Consider the following 17,517-nt stretch of genomic DNA (forward strand, 5'->3'; position numbering starts at 1 on the left):
ATGTCGAAACTGCTCGTCAAGGCCGACAAGGGCCACGGCCACGTCGCCCACGTCACCCCGCAAAGCGCGGGCTGGACTTACGTGGGTTTCGATCTCCACCGCTTGCGGCCGGGCGAGACGGCCGCCGGCGAGACGGGCGAGCGCGAGGTCTGCCTGGTGTTCGTCACCGGCAAGGGCAAGGCTGCGGCCGCCGGCAAGGATCTCGGCCTGCTCGGCGAGCGCATGTCGCCCTTCGAAGGCAAGCCCTGGTCGGTCTATGTGCCGCAAGGCTCCGACTGGGCAGTGACCGCCGACACCGAGCTGGAGCTTGCCGTCTGCTCGGCGCCCGGTCTTGGCGGCAGCCTGCCCGCCCGCGTCATTGCGCCCGACGATCTCGGTCAGGAAGTGCGCGGCAAGGGCACCAACACCCGCTACGTCACCAACATCCTGCCCGAGGGCAAGCCGGCCGACTCGCTGCTGGTGGTCGAGGTCATCACGCCCGGCGGCCATACCTCCAGCTATCCGCCGCACAAACACGACCAGGACAATCTGCCGGCCGAGTCCTATCTCGAGGAGGCCTATTATCACCGCCTCAACCCGCCGCAGGGTTTCGCCTTCCAGCGCGTCTACACCGACGCCGACAGAAATGGCGTGCGCGATCTGGACGAGGCGATGGCGATCGAGGACGGCGATGTCGTGCTGGTGCCGAAGGGCTACCACCCGTGTGCGGCCTGCCACGGCTATGATCTCTATTATCTCAATGTCATGGCCGGCCCGAAGCGGACATGGAAATTCCACAACGCCGCCGAGCATGAGTGGCTGATGAAGGCGTGAGATTTTTCATAGCCCTCAACCTGTTGGTCCAGTTCGGGAAAATCGTCGGCTAAGGACCGCCGGAGCCTGGGTTGCCTTCGAAAACCCATGAAAGCTTCGTCAATCCGTCATGGAAATCACCTATGGCAGCGGTCTGACGAGGATTTTCGATGCGCTATGCCATTTACTTTACCCCGAGGCAGGATGAGCCGCTGGCGCGGATTGCCGCTAACTGGCTGGGGCGCGACCCGTTCGGCGCGCCGACGCGGCCGGTCGAGGGTGTGGGTGACCTGTCGGCGGCGGAAGTTGCCTTCCACACCGCCTCGGCACGGCGCTATGGGTTCCACGCGACGCTGAAGGCGCCGTTCCGGCTGGCGCCCAGCGAAACGGAAGCCTCGCTGCGGGCGGCGCTCGACGATTTCGCCGAGGCCACGGCACCAGTCGTCGTCCCGCGTCTGGTCGTCGGCCAGATCGACGGCTTTTTCGCGCTCGTGCCGGGAAGTCCTTTCGAGCCGCTCAACAGTTTCGCCGGCGAGGTCGTGCGCGCTTTCGACCGCTTCCGTGCGCCGCTGACCGAGGCCGAGATCGAGCGCCGCAGCCCAGACTCGCTGAAGCCGGATGAGTTCCGCAACCTCTGCCAGTGGGGTTATCCCTACGTCTTCGAGACGTTCCGCTTCCACATGACGCTCTCCGGACGGGTCGGGCCACAGGAAAGCCCGCGCCTTCGCGCTGCAATCGACAGCCTGTTCGCGGATGTGCTGCAGCGTCCGGTGCCGGTGGATGCGCTGACGCTGTTCGTCGAAACCGAACCGGGCGCGCCCTTCATGGTGCTCTCGCACCACGTGCTTGGACGCGGCCCGGCCAGAAAAACCGCCTGATGTCCGCCCGCCTGAGATAGGACTGCTGAAATGACCGCCGAGACCGTTTTGAACAATGCCCGCATCGTGCTGCCCGACGAGATCGTCGCGGGCTCGCTGCTGCTGCGCGATGGGCTGATCGCCGCGATCGAGCTGGGTGCGGCCCGCACCGGCGAGGACATGGGCGGCGACTATATCATCCCAGGTCTCGTAGAACTGCACACCGATCACCTCGAAGGCCATTACGCGCCGCGTCCGAAAGTGCGCTGGAACCCGATCGCCGCCGTGCTCGCCCACGATGCGCAGGTGGCGACCGCCGGCATCACCACGGTGCTCGACGCCTTGCGCGTCGGCATGGACGAGGATGCCGACCTGAAGTCCGACGACGTGCGCAAGCTCGCCGATGCGATCGAGGACAGCGTACGCCAGGATCGGCTCAGGGCCGACCACTTCATCCATCTGCGCTGCGAGGTCTCGGCGCCGGACTGCCTCGAGGCCTTCGCCAATTTCGAGACCGACGACAGGGTGAAGCTCGCCTCGCTGATGGACCACGCGCCGGGCCAGCGCCAGTTCGTCGATCTCGAGACCTACGCCTATTACTACCAGCGCAAACTGAAGCTGACCGACCGCGACTTCGAGAAATTCTGCGCGAAGCGTATGGCCGAATCGGCCAAGAATTCCGGGCCGAACCGCGTCTTCATTTCCGCCGCCTGCCGCGAGCGCGGCATCGTGCTTGCCAGCCACGACGATGCGACAGCCGGCCATGTCGACGAGGCGGTGGAGCAGGGCGTGCGCGTTGCCGAATTCCCGACCACCGAGGAAGCAGCGAGAGCCTCGAAGGCGGCAGGGCTCGGCGTGCTGATGGGCGCGCCCAACGTCATGCGCGGCTCCTCGCATTCGGGCAATGTGTCGGCGCGCTCGCTTGCCGGCGACGGTTTGCTCGACATCCTGTCGTCGGACTATATCCCCTTCAGCCTGATTCAGTCCGCCTTCTTCCTCGGCGATGTCGTGGAAGGCATTTCGCTGCCGCAGGCGGTCGCCATGGTCTCGAAGAACCCGGCGGAAGCGGTCGGCCTTAGCGATCGCGGTGTCATCGAGCCCGGCCGGCGCGCCGACCTCGTGCGCGTGCGCGTCGACCAGCATGTGCCGGTCGTGCGCAACGTCTGGCGTCAGGGCAGGTGCGTCGCATGATGGGTTCTTCGCTGATCGAACGCGAACTCACCGAAACGCCTCCGATCCGCAACGGCGTGTTCGTCGCGGTGGTCGGGCCGAGCGGCGCCGGCAAGGACACGGTGATCGGCTACGCCAAGGCGCATTTTGCCGGCGAGACGCGGCTGGAGTTCGTCCGCCGCGTCATCACCCGTCCGAGCGACTCCGCCAGTGAGGACCACGATACGCTGGCCGACGCCGCCTTCGCCGAGGCGGAAGCGGACGGCGCCTTCGCCATCTGCTGGGACGCGCACGGCCTGCGCTATGGCCTGCCGGCCGATGTCGATTGGGCGATCGCCAATGGTCATGTTGCCGTTGCCAACGTCTCCCGTGCCGTCATCCCGTTGCTGCGTGAGCGCTATGCCAACCTGGCGGTGGTCGAGATCACCGCTGCGCCGGAGATCCTCGCCGAGCGGCTGGCGGCGCGCGGCCGTGAATCGCGCGGCGAGGTGCTGGCGCGTCTGGCGCGCAGCACCAGCGTGACGCTTTCCGGGCTGGATGTCACCTCCATCGACAACAGCGGCGCCAGAGAGATCGCCGGCGACCGTTTCGCCGAGGTGCTGCGCAAGGCGATGGCGTTTTCGGACCTTTCGGACATGATCTGAGGTGTATTGATTCAGGTGATGCCGGCTTGCGAGTGGGAGGTTGGGCCGAGACTTGTTGATGTCGGCGCCAACGTCCAAAAAATGTGTGCAGCACGCGAAGTTGAAATCTGCCCCGCTGCCTGCCGAGATCGGACGAGGGAAGCTACTCCGCCGGCGCGCCGGCGACGTTCCGGCGCGACGCCTCCATCATCCGGCGCCGGGCGCGGAACACACCCCACTGCTGGTCGACCAGCACGCCGATCAGGATCACGCCGCCCATCACCGCGAAGTTCAGGGAGGACGGGATGCCGAGCAGATTGACGAGGTTTTGCAGTTCCTGCAGCAGCACGGTGCCGAGGATGACGCCTACGAGCGAGCCCTCGCCCCCGCGCAGCGAGAAGCCGCCGAGCACCGCCGCGGCGATGGCGTAGAGCTCATAGAACTGGCCGTGGCTCGCCGGCGAGATCGAGCGCGTGTACATGGCGAAGTAGATCGCCGACAGCGCCGTCAGCACACCGCAGATCACGTATGCCGCGATCACCACGCGTCCGGTGCGGATGCCCGAATACTTCGCCGCTTCCTCATTCTTGCCGATGGCATAGAGATAGCGCCCGAACACCGAGCGGTGCAGCACCACCCACATGACGATGGCGATCACGATCAGCGCGATGAAGGAATTCGGCAACCCGCCGGAGCGGCCGGCGGTCAGGAATTCGAGATCCGGGAAATTCTGGCCGAAAGCGAAGCCCGCCGTGCCGTCGGCGGTGTAGAAACGGGCGACGCCGCGGTAGATCAGCAGGCCGCAAAGCGTCACCACGAAGGGCTGCATCTTGAGCCGCGTGATCAGCCAGCCATGCACGAAGCCGATGATGGCGCCGAGCACGATGATCAGCACGAAGGCCAACGGCCAGTCCATCTCGCGCACGGCGATGAAGTCGATGAACAGCGTGCCGAGCAGCGCGATCAGCGAACCGACCGAAAGCTCGATGCCGCCGGTGATGATGACGAAGGCCTGGCCGATCGAAAGGATGCCGAACAGCGCGACCAGGTTGGAGGTGTTCGCGAGATTGATCGTCGACAGGAAGCGCGGATTTATAGCCGTGACCACCGCGCCGACCACCAGGATCAGGACCAGCAGGCCGAGGTCTTTCTTGCTCATTGCGCTCCTCCCGCGGCTTGCGCCAGCTTCGGCTTCTTGCCCACCGCCAGCAACAGCACGTTCTCCTGGCTGAAATCGTCCCGGTCGAGGATGCCGGAGATCTGCCCCTCATGCATGACCGCGATGCGGTCCGAGACGCCGATCACCTCTTCCATGTCGCTGGAGATCATCAGCACCGCGACGCCGGCATCGGCCAGCGCCCGCATCAGCGCGTAGATCTCGGCCTTGGCGCCGATATCGATGCCGCGCGTCGGCTCGTCGAGGATCATCACCTTGGGGTTCATCGCCAGCCATTTGGCCAGAACCACCTTCTGCTGGTTGCCGCCGGACAGCGTGCCGGTGCGGGTCAGGACCGATGGCGCCTTGATGCCGAGATCCTTCTTCTGCTTCTCGGCGGTGGCGAGCTCCGCGCTGGTCGACACCAGCGAGCGCTTCGCATGCGCCGGCATATTGGGCAGCGAAATGTTTTGCGCGATCGAGAGGTCGAGCAGGATGCCGGTCAGCTTGCGGTCTTCGGGTACCAGGAAGATGCCGCTCGCCACCGCATCGGCGGCCGATCCGACATTGAGCGCCTTGCCGTCCAGCGCGACACTGCCGCCGAGCCGCTCGTCGATGCCGAACAGGACGCGCGCGAGCTCCGTGCGGCCGGAGCCGACCAGCCCGGCAAGGCCGAGGATTTCGCCGCGCCGAAGCTCCAGGTCGACCGGGTGGTCGGGATAGGCGCTGGTGCGCACCGCTGTCGCCGAGAGTGCGACGCCGCCCGGCGCGCGACCCGCCTCCGCGGCTTTCTCGCGCTCCTTCAGCATGCGCCCGATCATCAGCTTGACCATCTGGTCGTGATTGATGTCGCTCTTCGGCAGCGTGCCGGCCAGCATGCCGTCGCGCAGCACCACGACGCGGTCGGCGACGCGCTCGACCTCGTGCAGGCGGTGCGAGATGAAGATGACGCTGATGCCTTCCGCCCGCAGTCCCTTGATCACGTCGAGCAGCTTTTCGGTCTCGGCGATCGGCAGGCTGGAGGTCGGCTCGTCGAGGATCACCAGCCGCGCCTTGATCGACAGCGCCTTGGCGATCTCGACCATCTGCTGCTGCGCCAGCGACAGCGAGGCGACCGGCGCGTCGGCCGAGAAATTGGCGCCGACGCGTTTCAGGAGCGGCGCCACCATCTCGCGCAGCTTGGCGCGGTCGACCAGCTTCAGCGGCCCGGCCTTGAGCGGCTCGCGGCCGAAGAAGATGTTGGCGGCGACGTCGAGGTTTTCGAACAGGTTGAGCTCCTGATGCACGAAGGCGATGCCGGAGCCGATGCTGGCTTCCACGGTCAAGCCGTCATGCGCGACGCCGTCGACGGTGACGGAGCCGCTGTCCGGCCGCGTCACGCCGCCGAGGATCTTCATCAATGTCGATTTGCCGGCGCCGTTCTCGCCGACCAGCCCGATCACCTCGCCCGGCCTGACCTCCATCGAGAACCCGTCCAACGCCACGACGCCGGGATAGGTCTTGCGCACGGCCTCGAGGCTCAGGAACGGAGCGGATTGGACGATGGATGGGTCGGAATAATTCATCACGCCATTGTTCATCGCGCTTATCGGCAGCCGGTGGGCTGCAGACTGACGGGCCGCATGCGGCCCGTCAATACGGACGCCGGCTCAAGGCGAAGCTTGAGCCGGCGCAACTGTGCATCGATTACTTGCCGGCCATCGCCTTCAGGTTGGCGGCATAGGCGTCGACATCGTCCTTGCCGATGATCTTGGTCGGCACGATGATCAAGCCGTTGGCCGGAATGCCCGACTTGTCGCCCTTGAGGTAGGCGGCCATCAGCTTCATGCCCTGATAGGCCCATTCGAAGGGCTGCTGCACCACGGTCGCGGCAACCGTGCCTTCCTTGACGCCCCCCAGCGTGATCGGATCGTCGTCGAAGCCGACGACGGTGATCTGGCCGAGCTTGCCGGCGTCGCGAAGCGCCTCATAGATGCGCGGCGTATTGTAGGAGTAGAAGCCGACCATGCAGGTGATGTCGGGGCTGGCGACCAGCGCGTCCTCGACATTCTTCTTGGCCCGTGCCTGGTCGATGTCGTCGCCGCGCACGTCCACCAGCTCGATCTTGCTGCCGGCAAGCCCCTCCTTCATGCCCTCGATGCGCTCCTTGGCATTGTCGGCGCCGAGCAGGCCGACGAAGCCCAGGCACTTGCCGCCGTTCGGCATCGCCTTCTTGGCGATCTCGGCCGCCTGCTTGCCGGCATCGACGTTGGACGAGCCGATATAGGCGACGCGCTTGGTCTGCGGGGCGTCGCTGTCGGTGGTGAACAGAGCCGTCTGCGACGCGATCTTGTTCAGCCCGTCGGTCGAGGTCTTGGGGTCGACCGCCGACACCATGATGCCCTTCACGCCGGCCGTCACAAGGTCGTCCATCAGGCGCTGCTGGATGGCGACCGACGACTGCTCGGGATATTTCAGCTCGAGATTGTAGTCGGGCAGTTCGCCCTGCGCCTTCTTCACGCCGGCTTCCGCCGCCTTCCAGAAGTCTGACGCGCCGTTGACGACAAAGGCCAGCGTCGGCTTGTCGTCGGCGCGCACGGCTGCGCTGGCCGTCAGGCCAATAGCCAAGGCCGCCGCGGCGACGGACGCGTTGCGTATCATGGATTTCATGCTTCAACCTCCCTTTTGAAACTCATCGCTGCTGTCTCGGCTGCGGCCTGGACGCCCTCCTCCTCAAGGGTCTGGCACCTAAGTCCGGGGCCGATCCAGCCGCGACCGAAACACTAGACACAGATTTGACGTTCGTAAATAGTCCGATTTGTCTGACATTTTCGTGAGGATGAGGGCAGCCCTCTTCCGGCAAATTGCCGGGCAGCGAACCTGCGCTCCTCCCAGATGCCGTCGCCGCAGCTCGCCCGGCGACGCGTTGACAGTAGATCGCTTACCGATATTAGTAAATAGTATTAGTCGCGGGATCGGACCGGCGCCCCAGCCACGGCGAACCGGGTGCCGCGGTGGGCGCCGGCGGAAGCAGGATTTGCGCTGGTCGGGTCGGCAAAACTCGGGAAAGCTGACAGCTTTGCTGACCTTTTGGCCATTTTGCCGCCGCGTGCCGTGGCTGGTGCCAACGCCCTTGTTAGTGATAATAGTTATAAGCATACCCGCTCGGTGGCGGGCTTTGCGGAACAGCCCGGCAGGTTTGGGAAAAGACCATGAGCGAACCGACGCAACTGCGCGATCCACGGGAAACGTCCAGACGCCGCAAGGCCTCGGCCAAGCCCAAGGGCCGGGTCACCATGACCGATATAGCGAGGGCCGCCGGCTGTTCGCAGGCGACGGTCTCTTTCGTGCTCAACAATTCGCCGGGCATCAGGCTGTCGCAGCAGACGCGCGACCGTGTGATCGAGGCAGCCAGAGCGCTGGGCTATTCGCCGCCGGTCTTTTCAGCTTTGCGTCCGCCCGTCACGCCCTTCGAAGGGCTGGATGGCGTCATCGGCTTTGCCGTCGATCAGCTCGCCACCAGCCCCGAGGCGGTTGTGGCCATCGAGGGCGCGCGGCAGGCCTCCTGGAATGCCGGCAACGTGCTCTTGGTGGCGCAGACCATGGGTGACACCGTCATGGAGCCGCGTGCCATCCAGGCGCTCACCCGGCGCGGCCTCTCGGCGCTGATCTACATGACCATCTTCACCCGCGAGATCACCGCGCCCGAGTTCCTCTACAGCCTCGACATTCCGGTCATCCTGCTCAACTGTTACACCGCCGACTATGCCTTCCCGGCCGTGGTGCCTTCCGAGATCGCCGGCGGCCAGAGCTCCACGCGGCATCTGATCAGCCGCGGCCACCGCCGCATCGCCACCATCACCGGCGAACCGTGGATGCAGGCGGCGCAGGATCGGCTGAAGGGCTATCGCCGCGCTTTGGCCACCGCCGACATCCCCTTCGATCCGGACCTGGTGGTGGAGGGCGACTGGTCGGCCAGCGCCGGTTATGCCGCGACGGTGAAGCTGCTTGCGCTGAAGGACCGCCCGACCGCCATCTTCTGCCAGAACGACCGCACGGCGATCGGCTGTTACGAAGCGCTGAAGGAGGCCGGCCTGCATATCCCCGGCGACATTTCCGTGATCGGCTATGACGACGAGGAGATCGCCCGCCACCTCTTCCCGCCGCTGACCACATCGATCCTGCCGCATCTGGCGATGGGCCAATGGGCGATCGAGCAATTGGAGGCACCGCCGACGCCCGGCCGCGGCCGCTATCCCATCACCAAGCTTGAATGCCCGCTGGTGGAGCGGGAGAGCGTGGGAGCGTGCCTCGCACAATTCCGGTGACCCCGTCTTGATCCAGGCCTATGATAGATTGCGCGTGTTCCTTCCCGACACAGGAAAAACGCTCGTGTGGCCGAACCGTCGTTTATGCGATCTCTTAAAGATCGAGCACCCGATCATCCAGGCTCCGATGGCCGGCTCGGCGACTCCGGAACTCGCCGCCGCGGTGAGCAACGCCGGCGGGCTGGGATCGCTCGGCTGCGCATCGATGCTGCCGGACGGCTTGCGCACCGCTGCGCGCCAGCTGCGCGCCTCGACCGAGCGTCCCTTCAACCTCAATTTCTTTGTTTTTCCCAGACCGGACACCAGCGACGCCGTACTGACCCAGGTCATCGACACGTTGCGGCCCTACTACGAGGAGCTGTCGCTCGACGAACCCTCGCGGAGGCTTCCGCCGATCGGACCGGGTTTCGACGAAGAAAAGCTTGAACTGCTGCTCGAGATCCGCCCACCGGTCGTCAGCTTCCATTTCGGCATTCCGGACGCGGCCGCGGTCGCCAAGTTGAAGCAGGCGGGGATCGTGGTTCTCAGCACCGCGACGAATGTCGCGGAGGCGCGCCAACTCGCCGACGGCGGAGCCGACGCGGTCATAGCTCAGGGCTGGGAGGCAGGTGGCCACAGGGGATCGCACGCCCCCAACCGTCCCGGTGACGGCGTGGGAACGTTGGCGCTGGTTCCCCAGGTCGTGGATGCCGTCAAGCTGCCGGTCATTGCCGCCGGAGGCATAGCCGACGGCCGCGGCATAGCGGCCGCCTTCGCGCTTGGCGCCAGCGGCGTGCAGATCGGCACCGGCTTCCTGTCTTGCGACGAGGCCGGCACCGACGGACCGCGCCGAGCCCTGATCCGCGCCGCCACGGACATGGACACGATGGTCACCGATGCCTTCACCGGCCGCGCGGCGCGGGCGAGACGCACCCGCTTCGCCTTGGAGATGGAGGTGAACCGGGCGCGTCTCCCCGACTTCCCGCAAATGGTTGCGCTCAGCGCTCCGCTCGGCGAGGCCGGTGCAAAAGGAGATTTCGCCTTCCATCTCTATGGGCAGGCGGCCGCCTTGAACCGGGAGCTTCCTGCGGGCGAATTGATGCAGACGCTCGTGGCCGAAACCGGCGAGGTGTTCGAAGCGCTTTCGACCGGCAAAACGATGCCCGCTTGAGCGAAGTCTCCGCTCGTTGACGTCCCGGACAAAGTCCCAATCCGGACTGCGACAAGATCGGCCGGCAGGCAGGCATGCCATCCGCGCGATCGATGATGCCGGCATTCGGCGGCAAGGGGCGACCGCCCAGCTCGGCCAGTTTTGCCGCGATATGCGGTCTGGGTAATCTGCGGCTGCGAAACGCACATGGCGATCCGATCACGCCGCGGAACACGGCGGCATCCTCGCTTGCGGCGGCGAAAAGCCGGGCCATGACTGGATTCGGCGGCGGAACAGGAAGGCCCTCACCAGCGCGTTCATCTCGGCGATCCGGGCTCGCTCGGCGGCAATCTGGTTGCGATAGACCGACCTGGCGCTCGGTCTCGGCATCGTATGCTCCTGCCAACGCCACCTGTGCGATCTCGGGACGATCGGCTGGTTTCGTTGCTTGGCATGGTCCCCGCGTAGGTCTAGGCTGAAACCAGCAAGGGAGGGCGGGATGACATCAAGCTTCACCGTTCACGCGGCATCCGGCTATGAGCAGCTGATGGGCCGCTGGAGCCGCAGGCTCGCGCCCAAGTTCATCGACTTCGTCGGCCTGGCCGGCGGCGAGAAGATCCTCGACGTCGGCTGCGGCACCGGCAGCCTGACCTTCGAACTGGCGAAGTCGCGCGATCTCGCCGAAATCCAGGCCATCGACTTCTCAGCCGTCTTCGTCGCGGCGGCCAAGGAGAGGAACACCGATCCGCGCATCACTATTGAGCAGGCGGACGCCACGGCGCTGCCTTTCGAGGACAATGTGTTCGACCGTGCGCTGGCGCTGCTGGTCCTTCACTTCGTGCCGGAGACCGGCAAGGCGGTGGCCGAGATGCGCCGCGTGACGCGGCCGGGCGGCGTGGTCGCCGCCGTTGTGTGGGACCATCTTGGCGGCATGCCGGCCATGCGCATGATGATCGACACCGTTGCCGCGCTCAGCGAAAGCGGCCGCCAGATGCGCAATCGCTACTGTTTCCAGCCGATGATGCAGCCCGGCGAAATGAAGCGGACCTTTGTCGAACAGGGCCTGACCGACGTCACCGAAACCGAGCTGATGATCCGCATGGATTACCAGAATTTCGACGACTACTGGGCGCCGATTGCCGCCGGCGAAGGCCCGCTCGGCAAATATATGACCACGCTCGACGCAGCCGAGCGGACCCGCACGGAGGCTGCAGTACGCGATGCCTATGAGGCCGGTCGTGCCGATGGGCCGAGGTCTTTCGCCAGCGTCGCCTGGGCCTGCCGCGGCATCGTGCGCTGACTTTTAGCGCTATCTGAGCTGCGCGCGGACGGCGTCGCGGAAACTGCGGTCGCCTAGCCGGCCAGTGCCGGCAGCCAGCGGTGCCAATAGTTGGCGCACCCGACAAGATTCGAACTTGTGACCTCTGCCTTCGGAGGGCAGCGCTCTATCCAGCTGAGCTACGGGTGCTTCCCGGGAAACCGGAAAACGAACCAGCCGGTGAGCCGGCCAGCCACGGCTTCTTAGCGGAAGCGCGTGCTAGCTTCAACGGGCAATTGGCTTGGCGGGATATTCGCCGTAGCGGGCAGGCTCGCATTCGTCCGGTGGAGGTGCTGGAGTCGAGAGCGAGCGGTCCCAACTGATGTAGGCTCGGAGGCCGGCGGCCCCACTTCGGCAATGCATCGCGACTTCCGAGCGTTGTTCAGGCGCAAGCTCTCGCCAGCCCTCACCCCTCCACCTCGCTCTTCGCCACCCTCCGCTGCACCCCGCGTGTCGCCCGCTTCTGCTTCTTGGCGGTCAGCTCGTGCATGGCATCAAGCTGCATCTGCTGCATCTCGGCCAGGCGCTGCCATTGACGCGAAATCAGGTAGTCGAGCTTTTCGTGCAGGTGCCGCACTTCGAGTTCGGCCTTGAGGTTCACCCGGTAGTCGTTGAAGGAGCGCAGCCGGTCCTTCGCCTCCTGCCGCTTCTGGCTCATCATGATCACCGGCGCCTGGATGGCGGCGATGCAGGAGAGCAAGAGGTTGAGCAGGATGAACGGGTAGGGATCGAAGGCGCCGGCCGCGCCCTCGAAGAGGTTGAGGCCGATCCAGATCAGAAGCACCGCCGCGAACGAGATCAGGAACCACCAGCTGCCGCCGAAGGCCGCCATGTCGTCCGAGACGCGGTCGGCGAAGGAGCGGCGCTCCTCGAACTCTTCTTCCGAGTTTTCCGAGATCGTGTCCTGTCTGGCGATCGATTCCACCACTTGGCGGTCGAGCTCGGAGAATTCGCCATGCTCCTGCTGCAGCAATTCCTCCATGTAGCGCATGCGGTAGCGGGCGAGTTCCTCGCGGCTGATGCGGGCGCCGCGCGGCAGGTCGGGATGGTCGGAGCGGATGCGGTCGGCGAGGCTCGGCCTGAGGTCGTCGACGCGCACCAGGTCGCGCTTGCGGAACTTCCGGCCGCTGATCGCCGACGGTTTTTTCTTGGGCTTTGCACGCGCCGTGCCGGGCAGGTGCGGCTCGGAATCCGGCACCTCCGGCGCTTCGAGGATCTCGTCCGCCGCCTCATGCTGGTCTTCCGGCACGGTGGCCGCCTCGAGATATTCGCCGCCCGAGTCGTTTTCGTTGTCGGCTATTGTCTGCGCGGATGCCTTTGGGTCGCCGGCCATGCTCAGTGCTCCTCTTCTCGGGCTTCGATACGATACGCCGAGCCGGCGCGGCATATCCATCGCGACTGTGAAGCTGGTGTGACCGAACAAGTTGTTGTGATGGATGGATCTGCTTTCGGCGCGCAAAGACATAGATCCAATTCTGGGAAGATTCGGTTGAAAGGGCTTACTGAGCAACAACAAATCTCTCGGGGCAGCGCCGCCCCTCATCCGCCTGCCGGCACCTTCTCCCTGTATAGACGGGGAGAAGGAGGCTGGGCGCAGGCTCGGCGCCTTCCTCTGCACCGCTGGCTATTGGCGAAACCGGCGATGAGAGCGCCCTTCTCCCCGTCACTTACGGGGAGAGGATGCCGGCAGGCAGGTGAGGGGCAGCGCCACCGCCGAACGCATCGGTCCTGCCTCGCTGGAGCCATGGTCACCGCCGGCGGGCTCTCTGGCCGGTCGCTTGAGCAGGCCGCCGCCACCCGGGCTTCGCTACTGCGCCAGCAAACCCGGCAGCGACGACCCTTGCGCCGGCAAACTGGGCGCCGGCACTCCCGGCGCCGGCAAACCCGGAAGCGCAGAACCGGCCGGCTGCTGCCCGGCGTACATCAGCCGCGTCTGGGCATCGGCGCTCATCGGCGCCAAGCTGCGCTGGATCAGCGCCTCGACATGGTCGTTGCGCTGGCGCGCGCTTTGGGCGCCCATCACCACCACGATCAGATGCCTGCCGTCGGCATTGTAGGAGGTGACGATGTTGTAGCCGGAGGCGCGGATATAGCCGGTCTTGATGCCATCGACGCCACGCACCCGTCCCAGCATGTCGTTATGGCCGCGCACCAGCCGGCCGCGGAACATGAAATCGCTTTCGGAGAAATAGTGGAAATGCTGCGGGAAGCGGCGCTGGAGCGCGATGCCCAGCACCGCCATGTCGCGCGCCGTGGTCACCTGGCCGTCGTCGGGCAGGCCGCAGGCGTTGCGGAAATTGGTGCTGGTCATGCCGAGCTGGCGCGCCTTGGCGGTCATCATGGCGGCGAACTGCTCCTGGCTGCCGCCGCCGAGATATTCGCCCACCGCCACCGCCACGTCGTTCGCCGACTTCACCACCATGGCGCGGATGGCGGAATCGACGTCGATCGTCTCGCCGTGCCTGAAGCGCAGCTTCGTCGGCGGCTGCGCGGCGGCGTGGTTGGATACCGGGATCTGCGTCTCCTTGCTCACCCGGCCGCTCTCCAGCGCCTCGAACAGCATGTAGAGCGTCATCATCTTGGTCAACGACGCCGGATAGCGTTGCGCCGTCGAATTGACCTCGAACAGCGTCTTGCCGGTCGAAGCGTCGACCACGATCGCGGCATATTTCTGCGGCTGCGCCGGCACGGTCAGCACGGTTTCCGGCGGCGCGGCGGTGGTGCAGCCGGCAATGAGGAGCAGTAGCACCAGCGCGGTCATCAATTTCTGGAGGAGCGAAAGCGGAGTGGACAAGATTGTTCAAAAACGGTTGCTGAGATGCGGCGAAGCTAGCGTACCGCATCCGCTCCGTCCAACTGGTTAACGGCGAGAATGAGGCATTTGCCCAGCTTTTGGCGGTTTGCAGGAGGTTGCATTGCCTTCGAGGTCGGCAGCGCCGAGTTCAACAACTGGTGGCATTGGCCTGATGCAAAATGCCTATCGCCCTGCTTGCGCCGCTGCCGCCGGTAAGGCTTTGTTGTCACCGACGATTCGAGGTTTGGCAATGGACACCCTCAGCATCAACGCAAAAGGCATCTCGGTCTCCCTCGATCTCGCCGTCGGCCACATCGCCGCCCTGGAAATCGAGGCCGATGGCCGCCGCTTGAAGCCGCTGCACCGTGCGCCCTGGGTCGGCTCGCCGCGCGCGACGTTGCCGCAAAACCTCGCCGAAGGCACGGTGCGCCTGTCCGGCGACTTCCTCTGCGCGCCGTTCTCCACCAGCGATGTCGAAGAGGCTCCCCTCCACGGCTGGACGGCCAACAGCGAGTGGGATGTCGTCGAAAGCAGTGCCATCGCCGGCGGCTGGCGCGCCGTCTTCCGCTTGCGCCGCAAGGTGATGGGTGCTTCCGTCGACAAGGTCTTCACGCTGCGCGACAACCATCCCTTCCTCTACCAGGAACACATCTTCTCCGGCGGTTCCGGCGCCATTTCCGTCGCCCACCATCCGATGACGGCGATGCAGGACGGCGGCTGGCTCGCCTTCTCGCCGAAACGTCTGGCGGTCACGCCTGAGACCCCTCTGGAGCCCGATCCGGCGCGCGGCCGGTTTCGTCTGGCCTATCCCGCCCGCACCACCGACCTCACCCGTTTCCCGCTCGCGGCCGGCGGCACCGCCGATCTCGCCGACTACCGCATGGAAGACCGGCGCGAGGATTTCATCACCCTGGTCGAGGCCGATCATGGCGGGCCGGGCTGGACGGCGCTCGCCCGCCGCGCCGAGCAGGATCTCGTGCTGGTGCTGAAGAATCCGGCCGAGCTGCCGGTCACCATGCTGTGGTTCAGCAATGGCGGGCGCGACTACGCGCCCTGGAGCGGCCGCCATGTCGGCGTGCTTGGCATCGAGGACGGCCGCGCCGCGGTCGGCCACACCGCCTCGCTCGGCGACAACTGGCTGAAGCATGAAGGCGTGGCGACGGCCTTCGCGCTTGCCGAAGGGCGCAGCGTCTCCTTCCGCCATGTCATCGGCGCGGTTCCGGCAGCCGACGTCGAACCGCCAAGCGGCCTGGAACAAGCGACCGATCGACTGCGCATCCTTGCCCAGAATGGTTCAGCGAAGGAGATACCGTTCGACGGCGAATTCCTGCGCATCGGCCGTTCCGTGCCCGCCTGAGGCCCTTGCTCCGCCATAGGATGACGACCGATCTCAAGGGCGTGCGGCAGCGGCTTTATAACCGTTTGAAATTTCTCCCCAGTGCCGCCAAGATGCGGCCGGAGTCGCTAGCGAAGAGGCGCTGATGTCCGACTTAGCCCATATCACTGCCGCCATCTTCAAGCGCGCCGGCAAGGCCAGGCGTTTCGTCGTTGCCATTGCCGGCCCGCCGGGAGCCGGCAAGTCGACCATATCGGGCAGGCTGCATGAATTGCTGCCGGAGGGCACGTCCGAAGTCGTGCCGATGGACGGCTTCCACTATGACGACATCGTGCTCAACCGGCGCGGCCTGCGCGCGCGAAAAGGGGCGCCGGAAACCTTCGATTTTGCCGGCTTCGAGACGCTTTTGAAGCGGATCCGCTCCGGCGAGCCGGACATTGCCATTCCGGTCTTCGACCGCAGCATCGAACTCTCGCGCGCCGCCGCCGAGATCATTTCCGCCGACACCAAGTTCATCCTGGTCGAGGGCAACTATCTGCTGCTCGACGAGGAGCCGTGGTCGCGGCTGGCAGAGCTGTTCGATTTCACCATTTTCGTCGATGTCCCGCGCGACGAGCTCGAGCGCCGGCTGATGGAGCGCTGGCGCGGCCATGGCAAGTCCGACGAGGACGCCCGCGCCTGGATCGCCTCCAATGACATGCCCAATATCGAGCGCGTGCTGGCGCGTCGCCGAGAGGCCGATCTGGTGATTGGTTAACCTGCTCAATTTTCACCATTTTCGGGCGGGAACCTTAAGATTTACAGGTCGTTATCTCCATGACCCGAATTGTCCGGCACTGACGCGATTCCAGGAAAGAAAGTGTGTAACGGCTTCCGGAATTGCGCGATAACAGGGAACCGTCTTATGGCAACCAAGACCAGAAAACCCGCGCCTGCAAGAAGCAGAGCCAATCAATCCAGAGCTGGTGCAGCTACCGCAACGGCCGAGCGCTCCAAGGACGCCAAGCCGAGCTTCGGCAAGGCCGCGCCCAAGAAAGTCGTGCCCGGCACCGCGCACAAGGCCCCCGCGAAGGCCGCGAAGCCGCATAAGCCGGCGGCAAGCTCGGGGCCGATCCGCACTGTGGCAAGCGTGGCGACCGGCGCGGTGGTGGCCACCGCGCGGCTTGCCGCATCCGTGCTCGGCCGAGGCGGCGCCAAGGCCAAGCCCAAATAGAGCGACTCAGCTCCTGACCGGGATAGTCAGGCCCCTCTGCACGCCGGGCCGTGCGAGGCCGCGCTCCAGCCATGCCGCGACACCGGGGAAATCGTCGAAGCCGACCAGATCGCGCGCTTCGTAGAAGCCGATCAGATTGCGCACCCAGCCCAGCGTCGCGACGTCGGCGATGGTGAACTCGTCATCCATGATCCATTGCCGGCCCTTGAGCCGCGTTTCCAGGACGCCGATGAGGCGCCGCGACTCGTCGCGATACCGCTCCAGCGGGCGCTTGTCGGCGATCTCGCGCCCGGCGAATTTGTTGAAGAAGCCGACCTGTCCGAAGATCGGGCCGATCGCGGCCATCTGGAAGAACACCCACTGGATCGTCTCGTAGCGCCGGATGGGATCGGCCGGGATCAGCTTGCCGGTCTTGTCGCTGAGGTAGAGCAGGATGGCGCCGGATTCGAACAGCCCGATCGGCTTGCCGCCGGGCCCGTTCGGATCGATGATCGCCGGTATCTTGCCGTTCGGGTTGAGCGACAGGAACTCCGGCGTCCAGCTCTCGTTCTTGCCGATGTCGACCGGATGCGGTTCATAGGGCAGGCCGATCTCCTCCAGCGCGATCGAAATCTTCACGCCGTTGGGCGTCGGCCATGAATAGAGCTGCAGGCGATCGGGATGCTTGGCCGGCCAGCGCTTGGCGATCGGAAAGGCGGACAGGTCGGTCATCGGGGCTCCGGATGCGGATGGGCGCGTGGCGGCGCGCGTGGAGGGTGGGCAAGACTTAGGACCCCGGCCCTCTGGGATCAATATGGCCGGCAATCGCCCCCCATGGACGGT

The 17,517-nt window shown here is 65.5% G+C and carries 17 protein-coding genes and 1 tRNA gene; 10 read left to right on the top strand and 8 right to left on the bottom strand.

Features of this window, described 5'->3' with window-relative positions; translation table 11 throughout:
* From iolB to phnN, 4 genes are all read left to right on the top strand, one after another.
* Nucleotides 1-813 carry a 5-deoxy-glucuronate isomerase gene (iolB, locus tag P9228_RS02675; protein WP_278052248.1) on the top strand — a complete coding sequence of 271 codons (813 nt, stop codon included), beginning with the start codon at nt 1-3 and terminating at the stop codon, nt 811-813.
* A 149-nt stretch (nt 814-962) separates the two neighbouring features.
* A complete protein-coding gene (locus P9228_RS02680) occupies nt 963-1,670 on the top strand; it encodes a DUF1045 domain-containing protein (protein WP_095799078.1) in 708 nt (235 codons plus the stop codon).
* 30 nt (nt 1,671-1,700) lie between these two features.
* Entirely contained in the window at nt 1,701-2,840 is a 1,140-nt protein-coding gene (locus tag P9228_RS02685; RefSeq protein WP_278052251.1) for an alpha-D-ribose 1-methylphosphonate 5-triphosphate diphosphatase, read from the top strand.
* Nucleotides 2,837-3,463 carry a phosphonate metabolism protein/1,5-bisphosphokinase (PRPP-forming) PhnN gene (phnN, locus tag P9228_RS02690; RefSeq protein WP_278052253.1) on the top strand — a complete coding sequence of 209 codons (627 nt, stop codon included), beginning with the start codon at nt 2,837-2,839 and terminating at the stop codon, nt 3,461-3,463. The genes P9228_RS02685 and phnN overlap by 4 nt, the downstream gene beginning before the upstream one ends.
* Nucleotides 3,464-3,605: 142 nt before the next feature.
* Here phnN and P9228_RS02695 read toward each other — a convergent pair whose 3' ends face one another.
* The 3 genes from P9228_RS02695 to P9228_RS02705 all read right to left on the bottom strand — a co-directional run bounded on the left by P9228_RS02695 (nt 3,606) and on the right by P9228_RS02705 (nt 7,247).
* Nucleotides 3,606-4,601: an ABC transporter permease gene (locus P9228_RS02695; protein WP_067323934.1), complete on the bottom strand. Its 996-nt coding sequence runs from the start codon at nt 4,599-4,601 to the stop codon at nt 3,606-3,608.
* Complete coding sequence (locus P9228_RS02700; RefSeq protein ID WP_095825589.1) at nt 4,598-6,163, bottom strand: sugar ABC transporter ATP-binding protein; 1,566 nt, start codon at nt 6,161-6,163, stop codon at nt 4,598-4,600. Before P9228_RS02700 ends, P9228_RS02695 begins: the two co-directional genes overlap by 4 nt.
* A 121-nt stretch (nt 6,164-6,284) precedes the next feature.
* A complete protein-coding gene (locus tag P9228_RS02705; protein ID WP_067323936.1) occupies nt 6,285-7,247 on the bottom strand; it encodes a sugar-binding protein in 963 nt (320 codons plus the stop codon).
* A 542-nt stretch (nt 7,248-7,789) separates the two neighbouring features.
* Between P9228_RS02705 and P9228_RS02710 the strand changes: the two genes are divergently transcribed.
* Both P9228_RS02710 and P9228_RS02715 read left to right on the top strand, forming a co-directional pair.
* Entirely contained in the window at nt 7,790-8,905 is a 1,116-nt protein-coding gene (locus tag P9228_RS02710; RefSeq protein WP_278052258.1) for a LacI family DNA-binding transcriptional regulator, read from the top strand.
* 64 nt (nt 8,906-8,969) lie between these two features.
* The gene (locus P9228_RS02715) at nt 8,970-10,055 is read left to right on the top strand and encodes a nitronate monooxygenase (protein WP_278052260.1); all 1,086 of its coding nucleotides are present in this window, start codon (nt 8,970-8,972) and stop codon (nt 10,053-10,055) included.
* A 198-nt stretch (nt 10,056-10,253) separates the two neighbouring features.
* Here the strand turns inward: P9228_RS02715 and P9228_RS02720 are convergent, their stop codons facing one another.
* Nucleotides 10,254-10,424, bottom strand: coding sequence for a hypothetical protein (locus P9228_RS02720; protein ID WP_278052262.1), 171 nt, complete (start codon nt 10,422-10,424; stop codon nt 10,254-10,256).
* Between the two features lie 109 nt (nt 10,425-10,533).
* On the opposite strand from P9228_RS02720, the gene P9228_RS02725 reads away from it, so the two are divergent.
* Entirely contained in the window at nt 10,534-11,334 is an 801-nt protein-coding gene (locus P9228_RS02725; RefSeq protein ID WP_278052264.1) for a class I SAM-dependent methyltransferase, read from the top strand.
* A 91-nt stretch (nt 11,335-11,425) separates the two neighbouring features.
* On the opposite strand, the gene P9228_RS02730 is transcribed toward P9228_RS02725, so the two are convergent.
* From P9228_RS02730 to P9228_RS02740, 3 genes are all read right to left on the bottom strand, one after another.
* Nucleotides 11,426-11,502: transfer RNA gene (locus tag P9228_RS02730), tRNA-Arg, on the bottom strand.
* 256 nt (nt 11,503-11,758) lie between these two features.
* A complete protein-coding gene (locus P9228_RS02735; protein ID WP_278052266.1) occupies nt 11,759-12,685 on the bottom strand; it encodes a DUF1003 domain-containing protein in 927 nt (308 codons plus the stop codon).
* A 474-nt stretch (nt 12,686-13,159) separates the two neighbouring features.
* Nucleotides 13,160-14,113, bottom strand: coding sequence for a D-alanyl-D-alanine carboxypeptidase family protein (locus P9228_RS02740; RefSeq protein ID WP_278052268.1), 954 nt, complete (start codon nt 14,111-14,113; stop codon nt 13,160-13,162).
* A 283-nt stretch (nt 14,114-14,396) separates the two neighbouring features.
* Between P9228_RS02740 and P9228_RS02745 the strand changes: the two genes are divergently transcribed.
* The 3 genes from P9228_RS02745 (at nt 14,397) to P9228_RS02755 (ending at nt 16,695) form a co-directional block, all read left to right on the top strand.
* Entirely contained in the window at nt 14,397-15,503 is a 1,107-nt protein-coding gene (locus tag P9228_RS02745) for a hypothetical protein (protein WP_278052270.1), read from the top strand.
* Nucleotides 15,504-15,627: 124 nt separating this feature from the next.
* Complete coding sequence (locus P9228_RS02750) at nt 15,628-16,239, top strand: nucleoside triphosphate hydrolase (protein ID WP_127216826.1); 612 nt, start codon at nt 15,628-15,630, stop codon at nt 16,237-16,239.
* A 147-nt stretch (nt 16,240-16,386) separates the two neighbouring features.
* Complete coding sequence (locus P9228_RS02755; protein ID WP_066999117.1) at nt 16,387-16,695, top strand: hypothetical protein; 309 nt, start codon at nt 16,387-16,389, stop codon at nt 16,693-16,695.
* A 6-nt stretch (nt 16,696-16,701) separates the two neighbouring features.
* Here P9228_RS02755 and P9228_RS02760 read toward each other — a convergent pair whose 3' ends face one another.
* The gene (locus P9228_RS02760) at nt 16,702-17,406 is read right to left on the bottom strand and encodes a glutathione S-transferase N-terminal domain-containing protein (protein WP_278052279.1); all 705 of its coding nucleotides are present in this window, start codon (nt 17,404-17,406) and stop codon (nt 16,702-16,704) included.
* Nucleotides 17,407-17,517 lie beyond the last annotated feature (111 nt).

The organism is Mesorhizobium sp. WSM4898, assembly GCF_029625845.1.
In the GTDB taxonomy this organism is placed as follows: Bacteria; Pseudomonadota; Alphaproteobacteria; order Rhizobiales; family Rhizobiaceae; genus Mesorhizobium.

What these genes read in the sequence shown, in the direction of transcription:
- P9228_RS02760 (WP_278052279.1), bottom strand. Translation starts at nt 17,406, where the DNA reads ATGACCGACCTGTCCGCCTTTCCGATCGCCAAGCGCTGGCCGGCCAAG.
- phnN (WP_278052253.1), top strand. Translation starts at nt 2,837, where the DNA reads ATGATGGGTTCTTCGCTGATCGAACGCGAACTCACCGAAACGCCTCCG.
- P9228_RS02750 (WP_127216826.1), top strand. Translation starts at nt 15,628, where the DNA reads ATGTCCGACTTAGCCCATATCACTGCCGCCATCTTCAAGCGCGCCGGC.
- P9228_RS02725 (WP_278052264.1), top strand. Translation starts at nt 10,534, where the DNA reads ATGACATCAAGCTTCACCGTTCACGCGGCATCCGGCTATGAGCAGCTG.
- iolB (WP_278052248.1), top strand. Translation starts at nt 1, where the DNA reads ATGTCGAAACTGCTCGTCAAGGCCGACAAGGGCCACGGCCACGTCGCC.
- P9228_RS02710 (WP_278052258.1), top strand. Translation starts at nt 7,790, where the DNA reads ATGAGCGAACCGACGCAACTGCGCGATCCACGGGAAACGTCCAGACGC.
- P9228_RS02735 (WP_278052266.1), bottom strand. Translation starts at nt 12,685, where the DNA reads ATGGCCGGCGACCCAAAGGCATCCGCGCAGACAATAGCCGACAACGAA.
- P9228_RS02745 (WP_278052270.1), top strand. Translation starts at nt 14,397, where the DNA reads ATGGACACCCTCAGCATCAACGCAAAAGGCATCTCGGTCTCCCTCGAT.
- P9228_RS02740 (WP_278052268.1), bottom strand. Translation starts at nt 14,113, where the DNA reads ATGACCGCGCTGGTGCTACTGCTCCTCATTGCCGGCTGCACCACCGCC.
- P9228_RS02685 (WP_278052251.1), top strand. Translation starts at nt 1,701, where the DNA reads ATGACCGCCGAGACCGTTTTGAACAATGCCCGCATCGTGCTGCCCGAC.
- P9228_RS02680 (WP_095799078.1), top strand. Translation starts at nt 963, where the DNA reads ATGCGCTATGCCATTTACTTTACCCCGAGGCAGGATGAGCCGCTGGCG.
- P9228_RS02720 (WP_278052262.1), bottom strand. Translation starts at nt 10,424, where the DNA reads ATGCCGAGACCGAGCGCCAGGTCGGTCTATCGCAACCAGATTGCCGCC.
- P9228_RS02755 (WP_066999117.1), top strand. Translation starts at nt 16,387, where the DNA reads ATGGCAACCAAGACCAGAAAACCCGCGCCTGCAAGAAGCAGAGCCAAT.
- P9228_RS02705 (WP_067323936.1), bottom strand. Translation starts at nt 7,247, where the DNA reads ATGAAATCCATGATACGCAACGCGTCCGTCGCCGCGGCGGCCTTGGCT.
- P9228_RS02700 (WP_095825589.1), bottom strand. Translation starts at nt 6,163, where the DNA reads ATGAATTATTCCGACCCATCCATCGTCCAATCCGCTCCGTTCCTGAGC.
- P9228_RS02695 (WP_067323934.1), bottom strand. Translation starts at nt 4,601, where the DNA reads ATGAGCAAGAAAGACCTCGGCCTGCTGGTCCTGATCCTGGTGGTCGGC.